The sequence below is a fragment of the Phyllobacterium zundukense genome, assembly GCF_025452195.1.
GTDB classification, from domain to species: Bacteria; Pseudomonadota; Alphaproteobacteria; order Rhizobiales; family Rhizobiaceae; genus Phyllobacterium; species Phyllobacterium zundukense_A.
In genome coordinates this window covers 136,640-151,657 of the sequence record NZ_CP104969.1, presented here as the reverse complement: position 1 = coordinate 151,657, position 15,018 = coordinate 136,640, and the positions used below count along the sequence as shown (strand labels likewise).

Genomic DNA, 15,018 nt, shown 5'->3' with positions numbered 1-15,018 from the left:
CGATTCATGCAACAACAAGAGGCGCCAAAATGAGCGAAAAGATGCTGGGGATTGCCCCGACAATTCACCCGACGGCAACCGTGCGGGATAGCACATTGGGGCAATATACAGAGGTTGGCGCGCGCACGGCCATCGCCGAAACAGAGTTCGGCGACTACAGTTATATCGTGCATGACGGCTCGATTATTTACGCAAAGATCGGCAAGTTTTGTTCGATCGCCGCCTTTACCCGCATCAATCCGGGAAATCATGCAACGTGGCGCGCTAGTCAGCATCACTACAGTTATCGCTCACGCCAGTTCGGTTTTGATCTTGGCGACGACGACGAATTCTTCCAATGGCGCCGTGATCACAAGGTAAACATTGGCAATGACGTCTGGATCGGTCATGGCGCCGTTATCATGCCGGGTATTACTATCGGGGACGGCGCTGTCGTTGGCTCTTCAGCAGTGGTGACCAAGGATGTCGAGCCATATACGATCGTTGCTGGCGTGCCGGCAAAATTCATCAAGCGCCGCCATCCGGAAATACTTGCGGAGAAGTTGATCTCTCTCGCCTGGTGGGACTGGAGTCACGAAAAGCTTGGAGAAACGCTTCCTGATATGCGTGCCCTGAGTGCCAAGGCCTTCGTCGAAAAGTATAGTACTTGACGATACTGGCGCGTCAGGAGACGCGCCTTCCTTCCCGCCACACGCTCAATATGACCGGAACGCCATCTATCAGCCGAACTCTGCTGAAATCGGCCCGCTTGCCTATCTCAATAACGCCACGGTCGTTCAAGCCGACCATCCGAGCCGGATTGGCTGAAACGAACGATACAGCCTTGGCAAGATCGATTCCTGCGCTTTGGTTGAGCAAAAACACCGATTGCATCAGGCTGGAAGGCACATAGTCGGATGAGAGCCCGTCAAGAAGATCCCGCTGCACCAGATCGATCGCCGAGACGTTGCCTGAATGCGACCCGCCACGGACCACATTCGGTGCACCCATCACGACTTTCATGCCGCGCCGGTGGGCATGGGCTGCGGCATCTATACTTGTCGGAAACTCCGATATGGAGATGCCGTCGTTCATGGCTTCGTCGACGTGCTCCGGCGTTGTGTCATCGTGACTGGCCAGCACGGTGCCGTGCTCGCGAGCAAGGTCGATCACGGCGGCACGATAGTGACTAACATATTGAGATTGTGCCGCAATTCGATCCGCAACCATCTGATCGAATTCGAGATCCGTCCATTTTTTGTCGCGATTGAATTGCCGCCATTTGGCGAGATCTGCCCATTGCCGCTGCCCGGGTGTATGATCCATCAATGAGACGAGCTTGACGTAAGGATTGTCCGCAATCGGCTCGTAAATATCGAGCACAGCCGGATCTGCGAGCTCGCAGCGCAGATGCAAGAGATGCTCGCTGCGAAGTACTTCTCTTACACGCGGATTAGCAACAGTTTCCACAGTAGTTGTGATCATCTGGCGGCGTGCACTTGCGGAAGAATACTCGCCAACCGCGACAGCATCGAATACTGTGGTAATCCCAGCGCCGGCAATCTGCACATCGTGCCCAACCACCGATGCAGCACTTGAGGGCCACATGACCCCGGGCCGCGGCTGCAGATGCTTTTCAAGGTTGTCGGTGTGCAGTTCGACGAAGCCAGGAATGAGAAAATCGCCTTCAAAATCAACGCCATCAGCAACGGCGCTCGGTCCTTCTCCGATATCCCGGATCAGGCCATCGCGAACGCTCATGGCCCCGTCAAGAGTTCGATCCGCCAGAACCAGCCGGGCGTTGGTGACGAGCATTTCGGTCATGATATTTCCATTTTAGTTGACGAGCAGCCCTTGCCGCCACACGGAGCGGATGACGGGGATGTTGTCCGCCAGATGTACCCGAATAAGGTCTGCACGCAAGCCCGGAAGAACTTCGCCGCGGTCGTCGAGACCGCAGACCCGCGCCGGAACACTGGTCATCATGCGGACAGCCGAAGGCAGGTCAGTGTCGAATTCCGGCCGGTTTGCCAGCAGAAACGCGCAATCCAGCATGGAACGCGGCACATAATCCGAAGTCAGATCGCGCGAGCTCCCGGGTAGGATTATGGCTTCAGATCGACGGCAGCCCTGAAACTGCCATCCATGTAGAATGGTACGGAGGCGTGCTGATGCACGATTTTCCATGTGCCATTCTGCTTGATCAAGCCGAGTGTTTGGCGAAACCAGACATCGGGCTTCTCGCCGTCGGTCTTCGCTCCTGACATGCGGACGAGACTTGTGGCGAAAGCCACGTCACTGCCGGCTGAGATCGCCATGTCTCGCGATTCAATGCCGATTGGCCCTTCCCACGTATCGAACCAGCCTTGCAGGTCTTCAGCCTCCTTGCCCTGATATCGCAGTGGTGGAGCGAGCGTGAACTGTACAACATCATCGGCAAGATGAGACAAGACTTGCGCGGCATTCTTGTTGCTGATTGCTTTCGACCAGTCCTCTATTACAGTCGCGACTGCGGTTTTCTCGTCGTGCGTGGTCATGTTGTTCTCCTTCGTTACGTCTGAACCAAGGACGAATGAACAACCGCCGATCCGACATGGCTGCGAAAATCAGTTCAGTTGGTGGAATCAGTCTCGCGCGAGCCGATCAAGATGCATTCGGATGTGGGCGGCTTCTGCGGCCGTACTGGCGAGAGAGATCGCCCGCATGTCTCGCGATTCAATGCCGATTGGCCCTTCCCACGTATCGAACCAGCCTTGCAGGTCTTCAGCCTCCTTGCCCTGATATCGCAGTGGTGGAGCGAGCGTGAACTGTACAACATCATCGGCAAGATGAGACAAGACTTGCGCGGCATTCTTGTTGCTGATTGCTTTCGACCAGTCCTCTATTACAGTCGCGACTGCGGTTTTCTCGTCGTGCGTGGTCATGTTGTTCTCCTTCGTTACGTCTGAACCAAGGACGAATGAACAACCGCCGATCCGACATGGCTGCGAAAATCAGTTCAGTTGGTGGAATCAGTCTCGCGCGAGCCGATCAAGATGCATTCGGATGTGGGCGGCTTCTGCGGCCGTACTGGCGAGAGAGATCGCCCGATTGAACGCCTCGCGAGCTTCGCCGGTACGGCCTATCTTCATCAGGAGGCCACCCTTGACACCGAAGAAATGAAAATACCCGGAGAGCCTGTCCTCCAGAGGCTCGATCAGCGCCAGCGCTTCGGCGGGACCTCGCACCTTCGCGACGGCGACCGCACGATTGAGCGTGATGACGGGCGAAGGGGTCAGCCTCTCGAGTGCTGCGTAAAGCAGATCGATCTCGGCCCAATCCGTGTCCTCCGCGCGCTTGGCCCGTGCATGCAACGCGGCGATTGCCGCCTGAATCTGATAGGGACCGGGCGCTCTATGGCGCATTGCCTTGTCGATCAGCGCCAACCCTTCATTGATCATACTGCGATTCCAGAGATCGCGATCCTGGTTCTCCAGCAGTACAACCGAACCATCCGTATCAAAGCGGGCATCAGAGCGGGCACTTTGCAGCAGGAGGAGTGCGGTCAATCCCATAATTTCCGGCTCAGTCGGGAAGATGCGCAGTAGCAATCGCGACAGGCGGATTGCTTCGTCACATAGTGGTGATCGTGCTTGTGCCTCAGTACTACCGGTCGAATAGCCTTCGTTGAAGATCAGGTAGACCATGGCCGCGACCGCTGCGAGCCGTTCGGCCCGTTCGATCGGCCCAGGCGTTTCGAAGGGTATTTCGCCAGCTCCAATGCGACTCTTTGCACGTGTTATCCGCTGCTCCATTGCACTCTCGCCAACGAGAAACGCTCGGGCGATCTGCCGGACAGACAGGCCTGACACGATCCGGAGAGCCAAGGGAATTTGCTGGGTTGCAGGGAGATCGGGGTGACAGCAAATGAACAGCAGGCGCAAGATATCGTCGCGGTAGTCGGAACCGTCTATCTTTTCGACGATAGCGGTTTCCGCGTCTTCCAGGTCGGACAGAAGCTCCTCGGGTGGTAGAGGCTGTTGTTTCACCTGCCGCCGGACGACGTCGATCGCACTATTGCGGCCAACAAAGATCAACCACGCAGTGGGATCTCGCGGCGGACCATTCTTTCCCCAGTTTTTCAGCGCGCGAAGGCAGGCCTCTTGAAATGCTTCCTCTGCCGTATCGAGGTTGCGGAAGTAGCGAAGCAATGCGCCGACTGCCTGTGGGCGCGCGGCAACCAGAGCTGCGTCTATCCAGTTCGTGTCATTCATGGAAAACTCGATCCTCGCCTGAAGATGCCCACCGGCCTTATCTCGTAGGAGCCGGTGCCCGGGTTTGCGCGCGCAAGGTCTCGCGCCGTTTCCAGTGCCTCGTCCAGCGATTCACAATCGACAATGTAGAACCCGAGAAGCTGCTCTTTTGTTTCGGCAAACGGCCCGTCGATGACAATTGGGTCCTCACGACCTTTACGAAGGGTGGTCGCAGCCGTAGTCGGTAGAAGCCTAGCGACAGGGCCAAGACGTCCCTGCTTGGTAAGCTCTTCCTGGACGACAGCAAGGCGCGCCATAACGGCGTCATCTTCCTCCTTGGTCCAGGAACTGACAACATCTTCGGGATTATAGCAAAGTATGGCGTAAAGCATGGATCGTTCCTTCTGATTTGAAGACGATCCACTATGGCCAATCCCGACATCGGGTCTAGAAAATTATGCATTCTCGAAAGATAGCAGCGCCACGGCGGGACCAGTACCAAGGGGCTATCCCGCCATCCCGTCAGACAATTACCTGCAAGGAAATCCGGGTGCTATTTTGCAATTTGGCCGCGGGCGGTTGGGTTTGGGACGGGGACGATAACCATGACCATAATGATATGGCGGTCTTACAACGACAGTAGGGCGAATGACCACTGGGCGTTGTACGATAACCCTTGTCCGCTGGACGTAGTTGGCAGAAAGCCATCCACGAAGGCCTTGTGTTGCGACGTGGCACCAACTCGGCTGACACCCCAGAATGTTGATGTGCGTCCCTTCCGACAAGGTTCCGACACGAGCATAGTTGGCTCCCGGTCCGGTACGCAAATTGACATTTCCGGTTGTATAGCCGACGTCCGCCAAGGCCGATGCTGGCCAAGCAAACAATCCGATACTAATCCAAATGGCTGATAACAGATTGCTGGACATTGGGTCACCTCCCGCTGGGCATTATTCAAACTCTACCAATATTAGCGGCAGCAAATGTGATTCCCTAAGTGTTGTCGAGGGGAGATTCACAGATAATGGTAAAGGTTACTGTGCGCCGAAAAATGAACCGCGAGAGCATTTCTCGTAGTACCCAAATGTAAGAGGCGGAATGAATCGTAGCCAGCTATCTATTATATAATGGATTCTAACTGAAGAGGTGTACCGGAGTAAAACATGTTGATCGACTTCGAAGAAGTGGTTAATACTCCGCCGAGTTGCTCGGGACAGTAATTCACGAAATCGTCATTAATATTAACACGGTAAATAAATAATTGGGATTACGTTAATTGGAAGAATGAGTTATTCTCGCGTCGAAAGTTTCGTTGAAATCGGAGGTATTGCGATCTGGCAACTCCGCCAAGCATTCGTTTTTTCTGTCATCTAACGCGATTGAGCTTTCTTCAGGTTGGTGCGTCTCGGAGGGCTGCAAATGGCAACGCGGCTGTTTCCATTCTTTCAACTTTTGGTTGTGACCGGGTTGATATCGGGGCTTGCTCCGACATCGCTAAAAATCGCCCACGCCGCCCCTGCGGCATGTGCGACTATGCAGCGGCAGTTGGTGGCCGCGTCAAGCGGTAGAAGCGTTTCGCAGAAGAACAGCCCTCTGGTGCAGCGGCAAGCGCTGCAGCTCCAACAAATGCGGGCGAAGGCAAGCAACGCAGGCTGTGGAGGCTTCCTGTTTTCTCGTGGGAATCCTGCACTCTGCAAGCGCTATGCCCAAACAATCGATGCTATGTCCGCCAAACTCGCAAGGCTTCAAAATCCGGGTGAAAGATCCGGTTCGGCGCAACCTTCGCGCCAGCAGATTCTGGCCTCAATGGCAGCTAGAGGCTGCAATGACAGGGTGGCTTCGACTGGTAAAAACAACGATTCATCCAATGTCAGGCGCAAGACCTTGCTGGAAGTTCTGTTTGGCACTCAATCTGACGAGCAAAAGCCTGCTCCCAAAATAATTGTCAAACGGCAACTGGATGAACGCGAGGCATATCGCAAGGCGACTGCGGCGCCGGAGACGCTTGCAGCGACGTATGAAGGGACAGAGCCGAGCGTTAACGGCGTCGTCAAAAAGGGTTTTCGAACCATTTGTGTGCGTACATGCGATGGATATTATTTCCCGATCTCGTTTTCGACCAAGCCGAAATATTTTGCGCGCGATCAAAATGCCTGCAGTGCGATGTGTCCGGTTGGGAACGCGAAATTGTACTATCACGCGGTGCCCGAACAGGAATCGGATGCAATGATTTCTGTCGCCGACAATAAGCCCTACAGCGAACTCCCCAATGCATTCAATTACCGCACGGCGGGTGTCAAAGCCGTGCCGGGTTGCACGTGCCATGCTCAAGCCGGCATGATGGCGGCCGCACCGGGGACGCCCGTTTCCAAATCAAAGCCTACCATATCAGTGGTGAAAGAGACCGGAGAACCAGATGTCGACAACCTGTCGGAAGAACCTGCTCAGGGAGACATTGATGAAGACGAGCCACGCCATCAAAATGTGAGGACTGTCGGACCTGCGTTTTTCCCGGATGATACCAATCCCACAGATTTTACTGCCCAACCTCCCGAAAACGAGATCCAGGAAAGCAGGGCCAGCATCCTCACGCCTGGGAATATCGTCAAGACGATAGCGTCGGACATTATGCGGCGAATTCAATAGACGATGTGTCCTCATTGAACGGTGCATTCTTTCAGCTTCATTGCCGTGGCCATGCTAAGGCTAGCGCAAATGACAGGGAGCATGAGTCGCAGATGAGAAAAGCGGATTGGTCGCCTGACCAGTATCTCAAGTTCGAAGACGAACGAACCCGCCCGGCAAATGACCTGCTTTCTGCTGTTCCCAATCAGGATGTACAATTTGCGGTGGATCTCGGCTGTGGCCCGGGCAACTCCACCGAACTGCTTGTGAAGCGGTATCCACATGCTGAAGTCCATGGGATCGATTCTTCTGCGGATATGACCGCCAAGGCCAAGGAGCGACTGCCGGACTGCGAATTCGCGGTTGCCGACATTGATGTGTGGCAGCCTCAAAGGAATGCCGATCTTCTCTACGCCAATGCCGTCATGCAGTGGCTTCCTGACCATGACCGGCTTTTCCCGCGGCTGACGGGTTTTCTCAGTGCTGGAGGCTCCCTGGCGATACAGATGCCAGATAATCTGCAGGAGGCGACACATGTGGCTATGCGGGAAGTGGCGGCTGACGCGCGCTGGGCGGCAAGGGTGACACAGGCGGATGCCACTCGCGGCGAGATAGGCACCGCGTCATTCTACTATCAATTGCTGCGGCCCCATTGCCAGCGCGTCGACATTTGGCGCACGACCTATCATCATACGTTGCAAGGGCTGGATGGCATCATCGAATGGTTCAAGGGCTCAGCGCTACGCCCGTATCTTTCTCTGCTAAATAGCGATGAACGAGCAGATTTTCTTGACAAGTACAGGCGACGTTTGGCTCAATCCTACAAGCCGATGGATGACGGGATAGTGCTATTGCCATTCCCTCGCATGTTCATCGTTGCGACGCGGTAAATCCATCATAAAGCTCAAGAAAATATTGAAGGTGTTTCGCAAATGAATGCGGAATAGGTGCCTAGCATCGCCGCGACGAAAATCGCACAATCCCGTTTGCAGTGGCGACACTGAGGAGCGGCGGTATGCGGAGGAGTGTATGCCTGCCATCTCCTGATAGGAGAATTATCGAAAACTCAAAAGAGGCAGCCTGCATTGACGCGTAGCGCGCTTGCCAGGCAACCGGAGACTTAGGCTTTTGCCAAGGGGAGGAACTATGCTCGAAAAGCTTTTCAAGCTTAACGACCACGACACATCGGTACGCACGGAAGTGTTGGCAGGACTGACGACGTTCCTGACGATGTCGTATATCATTTTCGTCAATCCAGAGATCTTGTCCTCGACGGGGATGGATCGCAATGCTGTGTTTGTCGCGACCTGTATCGCCGCCGCACTCGGTTCCGGCGTGATGGCGCTGGTTGCCAATTGGCCGATCGGCATGGCGCCTGGCATGGGCCTCAATGCCTTCTTCGCGTTTACTGTCGTGGCTGCCATGGGCTTTTCCTGGCAGCAGGCGCTCGGAGCAGTGTTCATCTCGGGCTGCATCTTTCTACTACTTACGGTAACGGGAATACGTCGCTGGCTCGTCGCGGGCATTCCCAAATCATTGCGGAGCGCGATCGCGGCAGGTATCGGCCTCTTCCTCGCATTCATAGCGTTGAAAAATTCTGGCATTGTTGTCGCAAATCCCGCGACATTCGTTGGTTTGGGTCATCTTGGAAGTACAGGTGCGTTGCTCGCGATCCTGGGCTTCTTCGTCATCGCCGCGCTCGATGCGCTCAAAGTTCGCGGGGCAATTCTGATCGGCATTCTTGTTGTGACAGTCCTGTCGATGATCCTTGGCGTGAGCGAGTTCAAGGGCGTGTTTTCAGCGCCACCAAGTCTGGCACCAACCTTCCTCCAGCTTGATATCATGGGTGCTCTGCACACCGGGCTTCTTCAGGTCATCCTCGTTTTCGTTCTTGTCGAAGTATTTGATGCGACCGGAACCTTGATCGGCGTCAGCAAGCGTGCCGGGCTGATCGAAGAGGGAAAGCCGAATAATCTTGGCCGCGCATTGTTTGCCGACAGTACGGCAATCGTGGCCGGCTCATTGCTCGGGACGAGCAGCACAACCGCCTATGTCGAAAGTGCCTCGGGCGTTCAAGCTGGCGGTCGTACAGGTTTGACCGCGTTGACCATCGCCCTGCTCTTTCTGGCAGCACTGTTCATCTCGCCGCTCGCGGCTTCCGTGCCGGGTTATGCAACCGCTCCAGCGTTGCTCTATGTGGCGGGACTCATGATGCATGAACTCGTCGACATCGAGTGGCACGATGTTACGGAATCGACACCGGCTGCGATAACCGCTTTGATGATCCCGTTCACATATTCGATAGCGAATGGTCTCGCCTTCGGGTTCATCAGCTATGTCGTGCTGAAGACATTCACAGGCAAGGCGAGTGTTGTGCACCCGGCGACATGGCTTGTGGCTGCGCTCTTTGTTATAAAGTTCGCGCTGTTTCCGGGCTGACCTCACGATCTGGCGCGGATGCGGCGATTGCGTCGCATCCGCGCCATTGCTATTTTGAATATCAAACAATCCCTGATCAGAAAGCCACCGATGGAGCAGAAAACCGCGACGAACAACCTTGTTGAGGTACTGCTTGATACGATCGAGCGCTGGATTATTCCAAAAACCGAGAGCGGTGTAGCCGCCGGGAACAAGATCTTCGGCGCGGCGCTGCTGCGCAAATCGGATTTGTCGCTCGTCTTGGCGGAGACCAACAATGAGACGGAAAACCCGCTATGGCATGGCGAGGTTCATACATTGAAGCGCTTCTTCGAGATGGCGGAAGTTACCCGTCCAGATCCGCGCGAACTGATTTTCTTGTCGACCCACGAACCTTGTTCCATGTGCCTTTCAGCTATCACCTGGGCAGGTTTTGACAATTTCTACTACTTCTTCAGCCACGAAGATTCGCGTGATGCATTTGCAATCCCGCACGATCTCAAAATCTTGAAGGAAGTTTTCACATTGGAGCCGGGCGGTTACAATAAGGAAAACGCTTTCTGGAACAGCTATTCCATCCACAAGATGATCGCGCAGCTTCCCGAACGGGATCGGGCGAGACTCAAAAACCGCGCTGTGGCGATCAGCGCAAAATATGCGGAACTCTCGGAGCAGTATCAGGCCGGCAAGGACGAGAACTCTATTCCGCTGAACTGATTGTTTTATCGCACAAAAATTGACCGCCCTTCCTGAGGAGGGCGGTCTTTTTTGCGTGTGTTGTTCGGCGCTAGCGTATGAGAAACGTCTCGGGATAGAAGTGTTCCTGCAGATTGATGCCGTCGCCGCCCCGGTCGATGACAACAAAATCTGACTGGCCCTCAAGCGGCGTCAGAATGCCGTGCCACACGTTGCGATGAATGTTCACACCCTGGCCCGGTCGCGTCAGAAAGGCGACAGGGTCACCTGGGCCATCCGGCTGGTCGTGAGCTGCCACGACGAGAAACGGATTGCGCGACAGGGGCACGAATGCCTGACTGCCGAATGGATGCCGTTCGACCATTTCCAGCTTGAGAGGCAGCTCGTAAGGCTTGCCGCGCAGCAGGCTGATCAAGGTACGTGCGTTGTCGCCAGTCGTCTCGACCTTGGCCAGATCATGGTAGCGCATGCACATGCCATGATTGATGGGAAAGCTGCTTGCGCCTTCGATCTCAATGACATCTCCGAAAGGCGCAAACGCCTCCCGGGTCACCTGTTGAATGAGGATTTCGCGCATATGATTATCCGCGGGCGATTTTGCCAAACAGCCGCAACCGGCTCACGCCGCCATCCGGATAGATGTTGAAGCGAGCATGCGTTACTGCACCGTTTTGCTTGATCTGGTTGCCGCCATATTCATGGATGTTGTCCGCGGACAACTTCTGGGCAGGCAAAATCTCTTCCCAGAACATGGATGAAGCGACAACCAACTCATCGAGGCTCTCGCCGGCGTCGCCAAGATCGGCGACCTGAATCGAGCAGGCATCCGGATAGTTCCCCTTGAAATGGGCCGTATCCACAATTGCGCTTTCAATGGTTCCGCGCGCGGCAAGCTTGATGATGATCCAGTCATTGCCTGGCTCACGTCTGCGGCGTGTTTCCCAACCGTCGCCCATATTGATGCCGCGACCCGGCGCGAGCAGGCGTTGATAGCCATAATGCGCATTTGACATGGCGACGACCCGGCCGCCAAGAAGCGAGGACGCAAGATCGACTGCCTCACCATTGACGCTGTCAATGTTTAGCGACGGCTGACCATAGACACGCAAGCGTGCAACGCCGCCGTCCGGATGTATGTGCAGGCGAACATGAGTCCATACTTGCTTGGAGCTGCAAGTAAAATAGTGGTGTGAACTGGCGCCGAGTTGGCTCAATCCGAGCACCTCGGTCCACAAGGTGGCTTCGTCAGGTTCGCCCGCTACATTGCAAGCTTCGATACGGCAGGCAGGAGGATAGTTTCCGGTGAAATGCGCCGTATCGACGTCGAAGCCGCAAATCGTTCCAGCTGCCGCCAACCGTACAATGGCATAGTCGTGCCCGCTACTGCGGCGCCGGCGTGTTTCCCAACCGTCCATCCACTTGCCATTGTCGTCGAATTTTTCAGGATAGAAAACTGCAGGCTCGTCGCTCAGCATGCGTTCAAGCGGTGCGAAGAACTCATCGGTCGCGAAGATCGGCTTTGCCCCGAGGCCAGCCGATGCAAGGTTGATCGCGTTGCGCGCGAATGCGGGGATATCTGCATTTGTGTTTGACATTTTCATTCCTCAATTTGGCAGCATGTCTTGAAGGCGCAGAAGAGCGATCTTCTCCACTTCGCGGCACGCCGTGTTGAATTCTGTCTGGTGATCATTCGCGATCCGGGTCTTGAAGCTGGAAAGGATTTCGTCTTTGCCTCGGCCCTTGACCGCGATGATGAATGGAAATCCAAAAGTCTCGATATAACGCGTATTGAGCGTGGTGAAGTCCTCACGCTCGTTGTCGGTCAACTCATCCAAACCTGCGGATGCCTGCTCCAGCGCAGAGCTCTCCGTCAGGCGCCTGACTTGCGCCAGTTTTCCGGCGAGATCCGGGTGGGCATTCAACACGCCGAGGCGTTCGCTCTCGGACGCGCTGCGAAACACATTGGTCAACGCTGCATGGAGGCCGGTTGCGGTGTCATTTGCGGCGGATAGTTCTGAGTCAAAGGCGCGCCCGGCGATCCAGTCGGAGTGTTCGAAGACGCCGCCGAAGCGTTCGACAAATGCGGCTTCATCGAGCGATGACGGACGCAATCCACGCGCCTCGTATGGGTGGTTCGCTGCCCAGTGCCGCGCGATGTCGATGCGGCGGGCAAGCCAGACCTTCTCGTGGCTTTTTAAATAGTCGATGAACCGGGCAAGAGCTGCGACTCGTCCGGGCCTGCCAACCAGACGGCAATGCAGACCAATGCTCATCATCTTGGGCGAACCGGCTTTGCCTTCCGCGTAAAGGGTATCGAAGCTGTCCTTTAAATAGGAAAAGAACTGGTCGCCGGCGTTGAACCCTTGCGGAGTGGCGAACCGCATGTCGTTGGCATCGAGCGTATAGGGAACGATGAGCTGCTGCCTGCCGCCGGATTCGTACCAATAGGGCAGGTCATCGGCATAGGAATCGGAGACGTAGTCGAAGCCGCCTTCTTCGGTCACCAGATCGACTGTGTTCGCCGAGCATCGACCCGTGTACCAGCCGCGGGGACGTTCGCCGGTAACGGCAGTGTGGATGCGGATCGCTTCGAGCATGTGCTCGCGCTCGGCGCCAGCACTGTAATCCTTGTAGTCGATCCATTTCAGGCCGTGCGATGCGATCTCCCAGTTTGCATCAAGCATGGCTTGAACTTGCGAAGGCGACCGCTGCAGGGCTGTCGCCACGCCGTAGACCGTGACGGGCACGTTCTTCGATGTCAGCAGGCCGTGGAGGCGCCAAAAACCGGCGCGGGCTCCGTACTCGTAGATGGACTCCATGTTCCAGTGGCGCTGATCAGGCCACGCTTGTGCGCCGACAATCTCTGACAGGAAAGCTTCGGAGGCGGCGTCGCCATGCAGAACGCAGTTCTCGCCGCCTTCTTCGTAATTCACAACGAACTGAACGGCGATGCGCGCACTATCTGGCCAGTTGGCTGGCGGTGGATTTGCGCCGTAGCCGTGCATGTCGCGGGAATATCTCGCCAATGTGGTCCCTCCTCAAATCGCTATTCCACTCTGAATACTCAAATAATGGACGAGGCATTCCCCCAGAAAATTTTGAAAGTCCTGCAATCAGGCGCTGCCTACCCGGGACTGATGCCAAGGGGCACATTGAGCGATGGAAATTGAAAGTACTCCGCGGGAGGGAGGAACACACATGAGCCTTCACGATGAAGTTGCCGGCCGCCTGACGACCCATGTGCTCGATACGGCCAGCGGCAAGCCCGCCGCCAGCTTGCGGATCGATCTCTTTCGCGTCGATGGCGACCGCCTTCTACCTCTGCACAGCACACGCACCAATGAAGATGGACGCTGCAACAAACCGTTATTGACCGGCGTTGATATGCGCTCTGGTGCTTACGAGCTTCGGTTCCACGTAGGCGAATACTTCGGCGGCCAGCCTGCGAATGGCCAGACGCCATTTCTCGACGTAGTCCCGATCCGCTTTGGGATCGATGATGAGAACGTTCATTATCACGTGCCACTGCTTGTCGCTCCTTTCGGCTATTCAACCTATCGGGGGAGCTGATTCCACATGGAACTACAAATCCGCAACAGCATCCGGTTTCTGCTCAACGATAAGGTTGTCGAACGCACCGACGTTTCTCCGACCGAAACTCTCCTCGATTTTCTCCGGCTTGACCGCAAACTGCGTGGCACCAAGGAGGGATGTGCGGAGGGCGATTGCGGCGCTTGCACAGTCCTCGTGGGACGCCTGTTCAACGGCTTGCTCAAATATGAATCAGTCAACGCCTGCATCCGCTTTGTTGGTTCGCTGGACGGTTGCCATGTCGTGACGGTCGAGGCGCTGGCTGGATCGGATGGAACATTGCATCCGGTGCAGCAGGCGATGGTTGATACCCATGCTTCGCAGTGCGGTTTCTGCACGCCCGGCTTCGTCATGTCGCTCTACGGTCTGTGGATGCAGAACGCGAAACCGAATATCCAGGAAATCGAGAAGTCTCTGCAGGGTAATCTCTGCCGTTGTACCGGCTACGCCGCGATCATCCGGGCCGCAGAAAGCGTTACCGCGATCGGCGATCTGAATAAAGATCCGCTCGTCACTGAACGGGCTCGTGTTACCCAGCAACTGCTTGCGTTGAAAGACGGTAAGCATGTTGTCCTCGGTGAGGGGAAGCAACGGCTTGTTCTTCCCGCCAATGTCGATGATTTCGCGGACGTTCTGGAGCGCAATCCCGGCGCGACCATCGTTGCCGGCTCGACGGATGTCGGTCTCTGGGTGACGAAGTTCATGCGCGAGATCGGCCCGGTGGTCTTCCTGTCGCATCTTGATGACTTGCGGCTGATAACAGAGGACGACGATCGTCTGATGCTTGGTGCAGGCGTCAGCTACACCGAGGCCTATCCCGTCATCATTCGCCATTTCCCGCAGTTGACAGAGCTCTGGAACCGCATTGGCGGTGAGCAGGTTCGCAACATGGGGACTGTCGGTGGCAACGTCGCCAACGGCTCGCCAATCGGCGACACGCCCCCAGCTCTGATCGGGCTTGGTGCGACAGTTCAATTGCGCAAGGGTAACAATCGCCGCTCCGTTCCAATTGAGAAATACTTTATCGAGTATGGCAAACAGGATCGTGCACCCGGCGAGTTCGTGGAAGCGATCCATATCCCGTACCTAGGCTCCGACGATATTTATCGCGTCTACAAGATTTCCAAGCGGCTGGATGAAGACATTTCCTCGGTCTGTGGTGCGTTCCGGATTACTCTCGACGAACGGGGCCGGGTGGAGAATGCAATCATCGCATTCGGCGGGATGGCCGGAACTCCCAAGCGTGCAAGTGCGGTCGAGGCATCGTTGACCGGCGCCGTTTGGGACGAGGGCGCGATTGAAAAGGCAGCGGCAGCATTCTCCGATGATTTCACGCCCCTGACAGATTGGCGCGCTTCTGCTGACTATCGCCTCTTGGTCGCAAAGAACCTGTTGCGGCGTTTCTACCTTGAGACAGGCGGCGAAAAGCTTGTGCGGTTGAACCGTTATGAACCGGCATTTGGGTGAGGAGCACGCG

At 55.8% G+C, this 15,018-nt stretch carries 16 protein-coding genes and 1 pseudogene; 7 read left to right on the top strand and 10 right to left on the bottom strand.

The genetic code is table 11. The annotated features are described in order from the left end of the window. The first annotated feature begins 29 nt into the window (after positions 1-29). Entirely contained in the window at positions 30-650 is a 621-nt protein-coding gene (locus tag N8E88_RS00665) for a DapH/DapD/GlmU-related protein (protein ID WP_224506325.1), read from the top strand. Between the two features lie 13 nt (positions 651-663). Here N8E88_RS00665 and N8E88_RS00660 read toward each other — a convergent pair whose 3' ends face one another. The 7 genes and pseudogenes from N8E88_RS00660 to N8E88_RS00630 all read right to left on the bottom strand — a co-directional run bounded on the left by N8E88_RS00660 (position 664) and on the right by N8E88_RS00630 (position 5,140). Next, positions 664-1,803, bottom strand: a complete 1,140-nt coding sequence (locus N8E88_RS00660) for an alpha-D-ribose 1-methylphosphonate 5-triphosphate diphosphatase (RefSeq protein WP_262290566.1) — start codon at positions 1,801-1,803, stop codon at positions 664-666. Between the two features lie 12 nt (positions 1,804-1,815). After that, the gene (locus N8E88_RS00655) at positions 1,816-2,034 is read right to left on the bottom strand and encodes an amidohydrolase family protein (RefSeq protein WP_262290565.1); all 219 of its coding nucleotides are present in this window, start codon (positions 2,032-2,034) and stop codon (positions 1,816-1,818) included. Positions 2,035-2,084: 50 nt separating this feature from the next. Further along, positions 2,085-2,516, bottom strand: a complete 432-nt coding sequence (locus N8E88_RS00650) for a YybH family protein (RefSeq protein WP_262290564.1) — start codon at positions 2,514-2,516, stop codon at positions 2,085-2,087. A 186-nt stretch (positions 2,517-2,702) separates the two neighbouring features. Beyond that, a pseudogene (locus N8E88_RS00645) lies at positions 2,703-2,903 on the bottom strand (nuclear transport factor 2 family protein); the annotation flags it as partial. Between the two features lie 87 nt (positions 2,904-2,990). Beyond that, positions 2,991-4,232: an RNA polymerase sigma factor gene (locus N8E88_RS00640; protein ID WP_262290562.1), complete on the bottom strand. Its 1,242-nt coding sequence runs from the start codon at positions 4,230-4,232 to the stop codon at positions 2,991-2,993. Beyond that, a complete protein-coding gene (locus tag N8E88_RS00635; protein ID WP_262290561.1) occupies positions 4,229-4,603 on the bottom strand; it encodes a YciI family protein in 375 nt (124 codons plus the stop codon). The genes N8E88_RS00640 and N8E88_RS00635 overlap by 4 nt, the downstream gene beginning before the upstream one ends. A 138-nt stretch (positions 4,604-4,741) precedes the next feature. Continuing rightward, entirely contained in the window at positions 4,742-5,140 is a 399-nt protein-coding gene (locus N8E88_RS00630) for an SH3 domain-containing protein (protein WP_262290560.1), read from the bottom strand. Between the two features lie 490 nt (positions 5,141-5,630). Here N8E88_RS00630 and N8E88_RS00625 point away from each other — a divergent pair, with 490 nt between their 5' ends. The 4 genes from N8E88_RS00625 to N8E88_RS00610 all read left to right on the top strand — a co-directional run bounded on the left by N8E88_RS00625 (position 5,631) and on the right by N8E88_RS00610 (position 9,971). Then, positions 5,631-6,857, top strand: a complete 1,227-nt coding sequence (locus tag N8E88_RS00625; protein WP_262290559.1) for a DUF2865 domain-containing protein — start codon at positions 5,631-5,633, stop codon at positions 6,855-6,857. 92 nt (positions 6,858-6,949) lie between these two features. Next, positions 6,950-7,726, top strand: a complete 777-nt coding sequence (gene tam, locus N8E88_RS00620) for a trans-aconitate 2-methyltransferase (protein ID WP_262290558.1) — start codon at positions 6,950-6,952, stop codon at positions 7,724-7,726. 256 nt (positions 7,727-7,982) lie between these two features. Further along, on the top strand, positions 7,983-9,275 hold the full coding sequence (locus N8E88_RS00615; protein WP_262290557.1) for an NCS2 family permease: 1,293 nt from the start codon (positions 7,983-7,985) through the stop codon (positions 9,273-9,275). A gap of 90 nt (positions 9,276-9,365) precedes the next feature. Next, positions 9,366-9,971, top strand: coding sequence for a deaminase (locus N8E88_RS00610; RefSeq protein ID WP_262290556.1), 606 nt, complete (start codon positions 9,366-9,368; stop codon positions 9,969-9,971). A 70-nt stretch (positions 9,972-10,041) separates the two neighbouring features. On the opposite strand, the gene N8E88_RS00605 is transcribed toward N8E88_RS00610, so the two are convergent. Genes N8E88_RS00605 through puuE form a run of 3 tightly spaced genes read right to left on the bottom strand, consistent with a single transcriptional unit; the run spans position 10,042 to position 12,955 of the window. Next, a complete protein-coding gene (locus N8E88_RS00605) occupies positions 10,042-10,527 on the bottom strand; it encodes an ureidoglycolate lyase (RefSeq protein ID WP_262290555.1) in 486 nt (161 codons plus the stop codon). A 4-nt stretch (positions 10,528-10,531) separates the two neighbouring features. Then, entirely contained in the window at positions 10,532-11,545 is a 1,014-nt protein-coding gene (alc, locus tag N8E88_RS00600) for an allantoicase (protein WP_410010502.1), read from the bottom strand. 9 nt (positions 11,546-11,554) lie between these two features. Continuing rightward, positions 11,555-12,955, bottom strand: a complete 1,401-nt coding sequence (gene puuE, locus N8E88_RS00595; RefSeq protein WP_262290617.1) for an allantoinase PuuE — start codon at positions 12,953-12,955, stop codon at positions 11,555-11,557. Between the two features lie 193 nt (positions 12,956-13,148). Between puuE and uraH the strand changes: the two genes are divergently transcribed. Then, positions 13,149-13,520: a hydroxyisourate hydrolase gene (uraH, locus tag N8E88_RS00590; RefSeq protein WP_262290553.1), complete on the top strand. Its 372-nt coding sequence runs from the start codon at positions 13,149-13,151 to the stop codon at positions 13,518-13,520. Positions 13,521-13,526: 6 nt separating this feature from the next. Beyond that, the gene (gene xdhA / locus N8E88_RS00585) at positions 13,527-15,008 is read left to right on the top strand and encodes a xanthine dehydrogenase small subunit (protein ID WP_262290552.1); all 1,482 of its coding nucleotides are present in this window, start codon (positions 13,527-13,529) and stop codon (positions 15,006-15,008) included. Positions 15,009-15,018: the final 10 nt, after the last annotated feature.

Coding starts and splice junctions, on each gene's coding strand:
- N8E88_RS00640 (WP_262290562.1), bottom strand. CDS start 4,232: ATGAATGACACGAACTGGATAGACGCAGCTCTGGTTGCCGCGCGCCCA.
- uraH (WP_262290553.1), top strand. CDS start 13,149: ATGAGCCTTCACGATGAAGTTGCCGGCCGCCTGACGACCCATGTGCTC.
- N8E88_RS00615 (WP_262290557.1), top strand. CDS start 7,983: ATGCTCGAAAAGCTTTTCAAGCTTAACGACCACGACACATCGGTACGC.
- xdhA (WP_262290552.1), top strand. CDS start 13,527: ATGGAACTACAAATCCGCAACAGCATCCGGTTTCTGCTCAACGATAAG.
- N8E88_RS00625 (WP_262290559.1), top strand. CDS start 5,631: ATGGCAACGCGGCTGTTTCCATTCTTTCAACTTTTGGTTGTGACCGGG.
- tam (WP_262290558.1), top strand. CDS start 6,950: ATGAGAAAAGCGGATTGGTCGCCTGACCAGTATCTCAAGTTCGAAGAC.
- N8E88_RS00650 (WP_262290564.1), bottom strand. CDS start 2,516: ATGACCACGCACGACGAGAAAACCGCAGTCGCGACTGTAATAGAGGAC.
- N8E88_RS00605 (WP_262290555.1), bottom strand. CDS start 10,527: ATGCGCGAAATCCTCATTCAACAGGTGACCCGGGAGGCGTTTGCGCCT.
- N8E88_RS00655 (WP_262290565.1), bottom strand. CDS start 2,034: ATGCTGGATTGCGCGTTTCTGCTGGCAAACCGGCCGGAATTCGACACT.
- N8E88_RS00630 (WP_262290560.1), bottom strand. CDS start 5,140: ATGTCCAGCAATCTGTTATCAGCCATTTGGATTAGTATCGGATTGTTT.
- N8E88_RS00610 (WP_262290556.1), top strand. CDS start 9,366: ATGGAGCAGAAAACCGCGACGAACAACCTTGTTGAGGTACTGCTTGAT.
- N8E88_RS00665 (WP_224506325.1), top strand. CDS start 30: ATGAGCGAAAAGATGCTGGGGATTGCCCCGACAATTCACCCGACGGCA.
- N8E88_RS00660 (WP_262290566.1), bottom strand. CDS start 1,803: ATGACCGAAATGCTCGTCACCAACGCCCGGCTGGTTCTGGCGGATCGA.
- N8E88_RS00635 (WP_262290561.1), bottom strand. CDS start 4,603: ATGCTTTACGCCATACTTTGCTATAATCCCGAAGATGTTGTCAGTTCC.
- puuE (WP_262290617.1), bottom strand. CDS start 12,955: ATGCACGGCTACGGCGCAAATCCACCGCCAGCCAACTGGCCAGATAGT.
- alc (WP_410010502.1), bottom strand. CDS start 11,545: ATGTCAAACACAAATGCAGATATCCCCGCATTCGCGCGCAACGCGATC.